The 9,893-nt window shown below is 64.7% G+C and carries 13 protein-coding genes and 1 pseudogene; 10 read left to right on the forward strand and 4 right to left on the reverse strand.

Annotated elements, in window-relative coordinates; all coding sequences use genetic code 11:
- The first annotated feature begins 70 nt into the window (after window positions 1–70).
- From DYE23_RS29275 to DYE23_RS29290, 4 genes are read left to right on the forward strand one after another with little or no spacing between them, the layout of a single operon-like run.
- A complete protein-coding gene (locus DYE23_RS29275; protein ID WP_115329201.1) occupies window positions 71–478 on the forward strand; it encodes a phage holin family protein in 408 nt (135 codons plus the stop codon).
- Window positions 468–848 (forward strand): DUF3618 domain-containing protein, encoded by a 381-nt coding sequence (locus DYE23_RS29280; RefSeq protein WP_115329193.1) that lies wholly within the window; start codon window positions 468–470, stop codon window positions 846–848. Before DYE23_RS29275 ends, DYE23_RS29280 begins: the two co-directional genes overlap by 11 nt.
- A 34-nt stretch (window positions 849–882) precedes the next feature.
- Window positions 883–1,173, forward strand: coding sequence for a DUF4235 domain-containing protein (locus DYE23_RS29285; protein ID WP_209840977.1), 291 nt, complete (start codon window positions 883–885; stop codon window positions 1,171–1,173).
- A 44-nt stretch (window positions 1,174–1,217) separates the two neighbouring features.
- On the forward strand, window positions 1,218–1,559 hold the full coding sequence (locus tag DYE23_RS29290) for an SRPBCC family protein (RefSeq protein ID WP_115329195.1): 342 nt from the start codon (window positions 1,218–1,220) through the stop codon (window positions 1,557–1,559).
- A gap of 147 nt (window positions 1,560–1,706) precedes the next feature.
- On the opposite strand, the gene DYE23_RS29295 is transcribed toward DYE23_RS29290, so the two are convergent.
- The 3 genes from DYE23_RS29295 to DYE23_RS29305 form a co-directional block, all read right to left on the reverse strand.
- Window positions 1,707–2,522, reverse strand: coding sequence for an ExeA family protein (locus DYE23_RS29295; RefSeq protein WP_016343888.1), 816 nt, complete (start codon window positions 2,520–2,522; stop codon window positions 1,707–1,709).
- Window positions 2,519–4,012, reverse strand: coding sequence for a DDE-type integrase/transposase/recombinase (locus DYE23_RS29300; protein ID WP_115326490.1), 1,494 nt, complete (start codon window positions 4,010–4,012; stop codon window positions 2,519–2,521). Before DYE23_RS29300 ends, DYE23_RS29295 begins: the two co-directional genes overlap by 4 nt.
- 123 nt (window positions 4,013–4,135) lie before the next feature.
- Window positions 4,136–4,723: a helix-turn-helix domain-containing protein gene (locus DYE23_RS29305; RefSeq protein ID WP_115326491.1), complete on the reverse strand. Its 588-nt coding sequence runs from the start codon at window positions 4,721–4,723 to the stop codon at window positions 4,136–4,138.
- Between the two features lie 481 nt (window positions 4,724–5,204).
- Between DYE23_RS29305 and DYE23_RS29315 the strand changes: the two are divergent.
- Window positions 5,205–6,301 (forward strand): annotated as a pseudogene (locus DYE23_RS29315) (YihY/virulence factor BrkB family protein).
- 345 nt (window positions 6,302–6,646) lie between these two features.
- On the opposite strand, the gene DYE23_RS31570 reads toward DYE23_RS29315, so the two are convergent.
- On the reverse strand, window positions 6,647–6,940 hold the full coding sequence (locus DYE23_RS31570) for a hypothetical protein (RefSeq protein ID WP_235660669.1): 294 nt from the start codon (window positions 6,938–6,940) through the stop codon (window positions 6,647–6,649).
- 10 nt (window positions 6,941–6,950) lie between these two features.
- Between DYE23_RS31570 and DYE23_RS31575 the strand changes: the two genes are divergently transcribed.
- The 5 genes from DYE23_RS31575 (at window position 6,951) to DYE23_RS31025 (ending at window position 9,675) form a co-directional block, all read left to right on the forward strand.
- Window positions 6,951–7,301, forward strand: a complete 351-nt coding sequence (locus DYE23_RS31575) for a hypothetical protein (protein ID WP_235660670.1) — start codon at window positions 6,951–6,953, stop codon at window positions 7,299–7,301.
- 225 nt (window positions 7,302–7,526) lie between these two features.
- On the forward strand, window positions 7,527–8,315 hold the full coding sequence (locus tag DYE23_RS29325; RefSeq protein WP_115329196.1) for a hypothetical protein: 789 nt from the start codon (window positions 7,527–7,529) through the stop codon (window positions 8,313–8,315).
- Between the two features lie 190 nt (window positions 8,316–8,505).
- Window positions 8,506–9,273, forward strand: a complete 768-nt coding sequence (locus DYE23_RS29330) for an Abi family protein (RefSeq protein ID WP_115329197.1) — start codon at window positions 8,506–8,508, stop codon at window positions 9,271–9,273.
- Window positions 9,270–9,518, forward strand: coding sequence for a hypothetical protein (locus DYE23_RS31805; RefSeq protein ID WP_272940065.1), 249 nt, complete (start codon window positions 9,270–9,272; stop codon window positions 9,516–9,518). Before DYE23_RS29330 ends, DYE23_RS31805 begins: the two co-directional genes overlap by 4 nt.
- A gap of 7 nt (window positions 9,519–9,525) precedes the next feature.
- Window positions 9,526–9,675 (forward strand): hypothetical protein, encoded by a 150-nt coding sequence (locus DYE23_RS31025; protein ID WP_172527965.1) that lies wholly within the window; start codon window positions 9,526–9,528, stop codon window positions 9,673–9,675.
- The last annotated feature ends 218 nt before the right edge of the window (window positions 9,676–9,893 follow it).

Consider the following 9,893-nt stretch of genomic DNA (forward strand, 5'->3'; position numbering starts at 1 on the left):
TTCTGGAAGGGCCCCGTCTGCCGCCCGAGTCTGCAGACGGCAATAACATCGTGAGAAAGAGGCCGTGGAGATGAAGGCGGAACCGGGAAACAGCGCTGACGCCCCGATTGGTGAGCTATTAGTTCAGTTGTCGACGCAGACGTCGCGGCTGGTGCGCGATGAGATGCGGTTGGCGCAAAAGGAATTCGCGGATTCAGCCAAACACGCCGGCATCGGCGCTGGCCTCATCAGTGTCGCCGGACTGTTAGCGGTGTTCGGGTTGGCCAGTCTTATCACCGCGGCGATCGCCGCTCTTGCGCTGGTACTACCGGTCTGGGCGTCAGCATTGATCATCGCTGCGGCTCTGTTCATCATCGCCGGCATCGCGGGTCTTATCAGCAAGAAACAACTCAGTGAAGCCTCCCCCGCCCCGGAGGCGACCATTGCCAATGTCAAACAAGACCTCACCGAAGTGGAGAACGCCCGTCATGGCCACTGAGCAGCCACCGTCGCAACCACCCTCACCCGACCTCTCCGGCGAGCCTGGGCCTGACGCCAGCGCCGCGGACATTGAAGCTGATATCGAGAAAACGCGTCACGAACTCGGCAACACCGTGGAGGCACTGGCCGCGAAAGCGGACGTGAAAGGTCAGGCACAACGCAAGGCTGCCGAGGCGAAAGCCCGACTCACCGACAAAGCTGTGCAGGCCCGCGAAGTGGTCGCCGAAAAGGCCAGTGCCGTGCAAACGGCCACCCAGGAAGCGCTCACCGACAACACCGGAGCGGTGAAACCGACGGTGCCGGTCGCCGCCATCGTGGCTGCAAGCCTGCTCATCGTCGGCATTCTGGCGTGGCGTAGCCGTCGCTAGCGTGCGCGTTAGCTCAGAGAAAGAGGTGTCCGTCGTGGAGAAAACCACGAGTACGTCGGCCAAGATTCTGTATCGACCAGTGGGGCTGCTCAGTTCGGTGGTGGGTGGACTTCTCGCTGGCGTCATCTTCAAACAGGTGTGGCAGCGCGCCACCCCCGGTGACAAACCCGATCCGCCGAAGGCGTTAGAGACCGAGTATCCGTTCAAAGAGATTCTGTTGGCCGCCGCCATCCAAGGCGCTATCTTCTCCGTGGTCAAGACAGTGATCGACCGTCAAGGTGCCCGGCTGTTCGAGAGGGCCACCGGCGAATGGCCCGGCAGTTGACCGCGGCCACCACTCCAACCGCTTCGACAGAGGGAAGATGTGAGATGGCAATAGTGACGGGTTCAGTCGAGGTGGCCGCACCGCTGTCAGCGGTGTACAACCAGTGGACGCAATTCACGTCTTTCCCCCACTTCATGTCCGGGGTTGAGCAGGTCACCCAGATCGATGACACCCACACCCATTGGGTAATCAGCCTCGGCGGGGTAACCCGCGAATTCGACGCCACCATCGTGGTGCAGCACCCTGATCAACGTCTGGCCTGGAGCAGCACCGACGGAACCACCCACTCCGGAGTAGTCAGCTTCGAGACCCTAGACGACACGCACACCCGGGTCACCGTGGAAATGAATTGGCAGCCCGCCGGTCTGATTGTTGCCCGTCATTGAGCGTGACGATGTTGTCGTCATCGGTGGTGATGATGACGGATCGATGAGAACAGCCCCGCTCGGTGTTTTGAGCGGGGCTGTGGTGGTCTCGGTGACGGGATCGTCGCCGCGGTGATGCCGTGGTGGTCTCGGTGATGGGAGTCTGGTTCAGTCTGAGGCTGTTTCGCTGATGGCGATGCGGGCAGCTTTCTCACCGACGATGGAATGACCGGCCGCGAACGCAGCCGTCAGCGCGTGCAAGGCGAGGTTGTTGACCGCTCGTGGGTGTCCGCGTGAGGCGTTGTGAATCAGGGTGACGGCATCCTCGGCGAACAGGGTGTCGGAGCGGCCGGCGATCTTGGTGTGATGGCTGATGTAGTCGGCGGTGTCAGCTGGACTCATGCCGGGCAGGGTGTAGCGCACGGCGATGCGCTGATCCAACGCGGCAAGGACACCGAGGCGTAGCCGGTGCCGCAGGGTGGGTTGGCCGACCAGCACCACCGCGAACGGTGACCCGGAGTCCATGTCATGGTTCGTGAGCAGCCGGATCGCTTCGAGCTGATGGTTGTCGAGCAGATGGGCTTCATCGACGACGAGCACGGGGTTGCGGCCGCGTTCGGCGTGTTCAGCGGCCAGGGCGTCCGCGGCCTGGGGTGCGAGGCGGGCGGTGTGAAAGACCGGGGTGTGTCCGAGTGCGGCCACGATGTGGGTGAGCATCCCGCGGACTCCGATGGTGGGGTTGGCCAGGTAGATGATGACGTGCCGGGCGGGGTCCAGGGCGGTCGCCGCGGCGCGGATGGCCACGGTTTTGCCGGCGCCGACTTCACCGGTGATGACCCCGATCGCGCACTGATTGACACACCAGCCGATGCGGGCGATCGCTTCACTGTGGCCGGGGTGGCGGTGCAGCATCGACGGAGCTAGATTCCGCCCGAACGGCATCCGGGAGAAACCCCAATGCGATTGCAGCCGTTCAATACTCATGCCGACACCCCATCTTCATGAGCAGCGTTGCTGGGGTCGAGGTCGGTGATGGAGAGCTGGCCAGGAATCTGAGCATGGTCGCCAGGGGCGTCGATAGTGCGGTCAGTGCGAGGGCCGTAGAGGGCGTGATAGCCGATACGTTCATCCTGGCGCAGCTGCTCATGATGGGCAGCGGCAGTCAACGCCAGATAGTCGATCCCCGTCACCGCCGGCGCAGGTCCTGAGTCAACGGTCTCGGGCCGGGCTTTCGGATGGGCATGGCGGGTGATGGTGTGAGCGATCGCGGCGCCGAAACTCTGATCCCGGTAGCGGACCTCGATCGTTTCCAGATCGAACGGGGAGAACACCAACTCCACCCGGCGCCCGGCCAGGGCCGGGTCGACCCGGTAGGTGTTGGCATGCAGCGAGACCGTGGCGGTTTTGGTCACCGTGCGGAACTCCGACCACAAGAACGCCTCAGTCAAATCCGCAGCAGTCGGCAACGCCGGCAGCCCGCCGAGCCGATCCCAGCCGTCCTCCCACCGAGCCAGCGGCGGCGCTTCGGTCTCGGAGTGGGTGCGGCGATGGTATTCGGTCTCGACCCAGGCCATGAACAGCCGGTTGAGCTCCAACAACGCCCCGCGGTGATCCACCCCGGCCGCGGCGAGGTCCTCGCTGCTGGTGTCGGTGACCTCGACGAGGAACTGTTCACGCACGGTGCGGAAGAACCGTTCGATCTTGCCGCGGCCCTGCGGGCGACCGGGCGCGGAATGCACCAGCCGGATCCCGAGTTTCGCGCACGCCCGCAGCAACCACGCATCGACGAACGCGGACCCGTTGTCGACATAGATCGAGGCGGGAACTCCGCGAGCAGCCAACGCCGGCTTCAACGCCGCCGCCAGGCGCACGGTGTCTTCGGCGAACCCGAAGCGGTGCCCGACCACCAACCGAGAATGGTCGTCGAGGAACGCGAAGAGGTAGGTTTTGCGGTCCCCGACCCGCGGGCCGTGCAGGGCATCGCCGACCCACAGTTCATTCGGGTCGGGGGCTTCGAACCGCCCGAACACCTCACCTGCCGCGCCGGTGGCCGGGCCCATCAGTTCGCTGCGGTGGAAGTGGCGCAGCAGGGTCGACTCTGAGGGTGCCCACCCGGTCGCGGTGCGCAGGATCCGGGCCACCTGGGCGGCGGTGCGGGCCGGGTTCTCCCGTTTCAGCGAGGAAGCCAGCTCCAACACCTGCTCATCGGTGCGGGTGGCCAACCGCCGCGGCTCAGGGACCAGTGCCTCGAAGCCGCCAGCCCGGTAACGGCGGATCCAGCGATCCAAGGTCGCCCGCGCCACCTGCACCTGACTGCCGAACGGGTCGATATGGCGCCGCTCGGCGATCTCGCGGACCAGCCTGCCCCGCTGCTTGGTCGACAACCCCGCCTCCAGTGCAGGGCAGATCAACTGATAGCGGAACAACCCGATCGCGTGGGCCCGCTCCCGACGCTTGTGCTCTTCCAATGACACCGCAGTGTCCTCCTCGCATGCTCGGCGGCCCTGCCCGAAACCGTTGCCGGGCAGGTTCCTTGGCGAGGATCACCGATCACGGCGCGTCGCGTCAGGGGCAACTGGTGTTGCGTGCACCCCACGTCATGCCGGTAACCAGTCCGGCGCCAACAGCCGCCCGCCGCTGACCGCCACCATCACCAAGTGCGGCGTCACCACGCCCAGCACCCCCGCCGGGCCGAACCGCTGACCGATCGCCGCAGCGGCGGTGATTATCGCGGCCACCAGATCACGCCAGCCGCAGCCGAACCCCTGCGGGACCGGCACGTCTATTCCGGTGCGCATCGCGACCTGGATGAACCACGCCCGCACTGACTCCACACGCCCGGCCACCCGGCGCAGCCATCCGCGCACCGTGGTCGCTGGCACCCTCAGATTCTCCGCGATTCGGCGATGCCCAAAGCCGTCGGCTCGCTGCACCAACGCATTCCAAATCGTCTGTGCGCCATACCCTCTACGCGCAAACATCATCACCGGCAGCAGCACATGCGTCACCAGACACGACCGGCAACGCCCCCGTCGCGGACGCACCGCGCCAGCTACGCCGCGGATGCGGCGGGGCCGGGCAAATCCCCAGCCGCCCAGCACACCGTCGTCGCAGGACGGGCACCCGATCTCGCCGGCAGCCAGCCGGGACTCGACGGAAACCAGATCAGCCTCTACCGTCACCATGAGTGCCTCCGTGCACTACAGCGCGGCACCCTGCGAGCCCGCCAAGACTTCAGCGGGGTGCCGCGCGACCCATCAGTACGTCCTCACCCTGACGGTGCACACCAACACCAGCAACCTCACGAGAATCCGGCGCCTCACATCAGCAACCTCAATGACGAATAACTACCCCGTGGTCGTCATGCTGAGAGACGGTCAACAGTCTGATCGAAAAGGTCGGCAAAGGATTGGGTTTCGATGGCCGGCAGGTTGGCGCTGATCTGGTCCGGTTCAAGTCGTTCATCGAGAACCGAGGCAGCGAAACCGGTGCCTGGCGAGGAGAGGTGCCCGCCCGATAGCCACGAGTGGCGCCCAGAGCCACGCGACTGGACACCGGTCATCACCGTCGGCTGTCCCGCGAACACGAGGTCCGAACCAAACAACACGAGGTCCGAACCAAACAATGAGTGTTAGGTCACCTGCCCGGAGGGGCAACCGGTGCACTATGGCCGAGACAACAGCGCAGGACGAGGACGACCGAACCGGAGACGACAACACACGCACCCAGGACAAGGAGCAGCATGCTCCTGATCCCGACGATGCACGCAAACCGGATTCCCCCGACGACCTCACCAAAGCATCGTGGCTTTATGTGTTGCGGAAAACTGCCCGCGAATTCAGTGCCGACCAGTGCACGGATCTCGCCGCGGCGCTGACCTATTACGCGGTGTTGTCGCTGTTCCCGGCGTTGCTGGTGTTGGTGTCCTTGCTGGGGGTGCTCGGTCAGGGCCAGCGCACCGTCGACGCCCTGCTCGAGCGGCCAGCGGGGTTGTTCCCGCGTCGGCGCTCGACCTGCTGCGCCAGCCCATCGAACAAGCCGTCAACAGCCCGACGGCAGGAGTAACCCTGCTCATCGGGGCACTCGCGGCACTGTGGTCAGCATCGGGCTACGTCGGCGCATTCGGGCGAGCAGTGAACCGCATCTACGAAATCGACGAGGGCCGCCCAGCGTGGAAGCTGCGCCCGCTGCAATTGGTCCTGACCTTGGCGGCTCTGCTCCTGGCGGCCGCGGTGGCGTTCATGCTCGCAGTCAGCGGCCCGGTGGCCGCAGCCGTCGGCAACGCCATTGGGCTGGGTGCGGTGGCGCAGACTGTATGGGCCCTGGCTAAATGGCCAGTGATCCTGGTCCTTGTTGCCTTGGTCGTGGCCATCCTCTACTACGCCACCCCGAATGTGCAGCAGCCGAAGTTCCGGTGGCTCAGCATCGGATCGGCCATCGCCATCCTGGTATGGGTCACCGCGTCGGTCGGGTTCGGTTTCTACGTCAGCAATTTCAGCAACTACAACAAAACCTACGGTTCGCTGGCCGGGGTGATCGTATTCCTGCTGTGGCTGTGGCTGACCAACCTTGCCCTGCTCTTCGGCGCCGAACTTGACGCCGAACTCGAACGCGGGCGCCAACTCCAAGCCGGCATACCCGCCGAGAGCGAACTGCAATTGCCCCCCAAAGACACCCGAGTGGTGGACAAGAACCAAAAAGCCGACGAAGAGGACATCCAACGCGGACGCCAACTTCGCCACACCAAAGGACAACGCGAATAACACCCACCCTCGGTCGCGCCCAGTACCGGCGCCGCTTCTTTCACGACGACACCGACGCCGACGGCCTCGCGACATTGCCGCGCGATCTGGCCCGCATCGCCGATCTCGGTGACAACAACATCGTGTTCATCCCTCGCACGCAGACCCGCTACTACGACTACGCACCCCTGTTTCACCTGCTCCCCCGCGCCACGTTGGGCCGGTTCGGCCTGCCGATGCTCACTGGTGGACAGTGGCCGTTCTGGGCGGAACTGACCAGCCCGGAACCCTTATCTGCCCGCCGACTTCGGCCAGCGGCTATCGCGGGCGTGGGGGGCCACGGTCTGGCGTCACCTCATGCCCGGATCACCGCAGATGGCGTTCACCAAGGACGACCCGATCCGCATCCTGGCGCACAACCTCGATTTCTGGGTTCCCGCGGTCACCGAGGCCATGGAAGACGAGATGCGGACCTGGCCGATCGTCGACACCGATGGCCCTACCGGCCCGGTACGGCTGAGCAACGGCGAGATCCTCGAAGGCGTCACCGCCGGCGGCCCCCGTGTGGGTTCCGACCTGTGGGCCGGGGAACAGGAAGCCGCCGAGTTCGTCGAGCGCACCGTCGAGGCCGCCGACAAGACCGGCCAGGCTGCGCGACATCCTCGACGCCGTGCGCTCCCACCGGGTCCACGACGACTTCTCCGACCGGTGGTCACACGCCAAGGAAGACTTCGATCGCACGCTCAACCACAAGCGCTCCAAAGTCACCGTCACCTTCGTCGAACTCGACGACACCACCCCGGTTCACGGGCCTGAGACCGAAGTCATCGGCCAGCTCGCCTGCAGCGACTTCCTGACCCTGCTCAACCCCCGCGACCGCGAAGTAGTGGTCGTCCTGCGCAGCGGAGTCACCTCCCTCACCGACGTCGGCAAGATCCTCGGCTACAGCAGCCACAGCGCCGTATCGAAGCGGCTCGCACGCATTCGCGACCAGGCGGCACGCTTCTTCGACCAGAACTGACCCCGAAACGAGGAAGTGGGCTATCACCCCGCCGCGCCACCAGCAAGGACCCCAGGTCGTGACGATGAAGGGCAAGGGCATCCGGCAAGTGGCTCCGGTGATTCGACATGTACTTCGACCTGTACTGAGACGGGTATTAGATGTTGTTTTATAGCTCCTTCTGTCGCGGCAAGTATCAGGGTCGCCGCCAGAGGTTGACTCGCGGTGACCTGGCATGATGAGTCCATGAATCACGCACCGATCCCCGGCCAGCAGGCCGCCATTGAGGCGCTGCTGACGGTCTCCGCCCGCACCTCCCAGCGGGTCAACATCCGGAACAGCTTCGTCCAAGGGGGTGATCAAAAGCATCCCGTCCCCGGACCGCTCCACAAGATGGTTCGCGCGCAGGACGACCGCGCACTGGACCTGTTCCTGCTGCACCGCGCCCTGGTCTCGGCGGAACCCTGGACCAGCCGGCCCCTGCTCTCGCGGGTCTGGGCCCGCATGCTGGGTGTTGAAACCGACCAGGACCACGGTGCCGCCGTCGTCTCGCGCACCTGGCGGCGACTCGACCAGAAGTACGGCCTCATCACCCGCGGCAAGACCGGCCGCAGGGCGGTCTTCACCTCCCTGCGGGAGGACGGCAGCCGCGAGGACTACACCGCACCGTCTGGTCGCGACGTCGCCAATCGCTACTTCCAGCTCCCGTTCGAGTACTGGACCGACGAGCAGGCCTGGTACCGCACGTTGACGCTGGCCGCGAAGGCGATGTTGCTGGTCGGCTCCACCCTCGGGCCGGGCTTCATCATGCCCGGCGAGCGGGTGCCCGAGTGGTACGGGATCAGCGAATCCAGCGCGCAGCGTGGCCTGGCGGAACTTCGCGAGGTCGGTCTGCTGAACCTCTCCATCAGCTACAAGCCCACCCCACTGGAGAAGATCCCGACGACCGAGGTCTACAACTACACGTTGGTGCCGCCGTTCGGCCGCATCGAGAAGCGTCGGCTCCGCGTCGTCCCGAAGATCGCCAGTGCATGACAGCCCAGCACCTCCTTTCCGCTGGTCGCGCGGTGCAACCCGCCGTCTGCGGCGGCAACGAATGGCCATCGTCACATCACCAAACCCCTGTGTCGGGTGTACAGTGAACGACGTAAGCCCTGAGGCATTCCCGGCACCAGCAATGGTGTGTCTGGCCCCTCAGGGCAAACCGCTTTCTAGGGCCTGAACGATGGACGCCCACGAACTCCCCCTCGAAGAGCTGATCTCCCCCGCCCGCTACCAGCGGTATCGAGCGGCCGCCCGCGGCGACACGGCACGCGCCGCGCGGCTGTACATGTGGAACTGCGACCTCTCCGCGGCTTACTGGCCATCGATCGCCCTCGTCGAAGTCGCCATCCGAAACGCCCTCGACTCGCAGCTGTGCTCCCACCTCGGCGTCACACGCGAACACGGCTGGCACCCCGAAGTCCTCGCCGACCGCCCCCGCATCCACCTCACCGACAAGGAACTCGACAAAGTCAAGAAGTCGATCGACGCGTTCGACCGCAAGAACAACCCCGCCGGCCAGCCCCGTGTGGAACCCACCGGCGGCGACATCGTCGCCGATCTCAGCCTCGGTTTCTGGGTATCCCTCGTCGGTGAAGGCATCCCCCGTGCTCACGCGAACGTCTACGACTACTTCACGAAGCTCTGGCGGCCATTTCTCTACAAGGCCTTCCCCCACTACGGACCAGGTATGATGTCGGCTGGTCCACTGCGTAACCACCTGCGCACCTTCGAGCTACTTCGCAACCGGATCGCCCACCACGAACCCATCTTCACCCTTAGCCCGAAGCACCACCTGGACAACATCATTGCCCTCGCCGGATTCATCGACCCTGCCCTCGCGGACTACATCCGGGGCAACCAGCAAATCACAGCAGTAGCGAACCGGTACCGCAGCTTCGTCCTACAGGAATCACCCGATCTCGGTGATCCTCCGCCGGATCAGGAATGAAGACGCTGGCCATCCGCGGGGCGAGTGTGGAACTAGGCCCACCGCGCCTCACCTATCCTTCGAAGGTGACGGAAGAGAACGGCGATGCCCAGGGCTGCAGCAGTGCACCTGCGGAACTCGACGACTGGCCGATCGACACGGCGGACTTTCGTGAATCACTACGACAATCAGAAGCCGACATCGCCGCCGGCCGCACCTTCGGCGAAGACGAGATCCGCACCCGCTACGGCCTTCCGCGAAAATGAGGTCGAAGTGATTCGTACGGACGCCGAGCCTGACCCGGACGACCTCGATGTCGACTACTCCCAGCTGGCGTCGGAGTTCAACAGCGAGACCGCCGACGGTGAACGTCGGGCTGCCCGGGACCGCTATACGGGTCGGGTCGGCCCCGAACGAGCGTAGAAAGTAAAGAACCCGGGTCGACCGCCAGGATCGAATACCGGGTTCTTCTAGGGCTTCAACCGGGCGCGCCAACGGCGTGGCACCGGTCTGTGTGGGGGGCCAACGTTACGGGACGCAACACCCCAGGTGCGGAGACTCCGACAGTTAATACATACATGATTACTTACATGTAAGTCTGCATGTAGACATGTTTGCATGTAGATAAGTATGCTCCGGTC

Source organism: Mycolicibacterium gilvum (assembly GCF_900454025.1).
Taxonomy (GTDB): Bacteria; Actinomycetota; Actinomycetes; order Mycobacteriales; family Mycobacteriaceae; genus Mycobacterium; species Mycobacterium gilvum.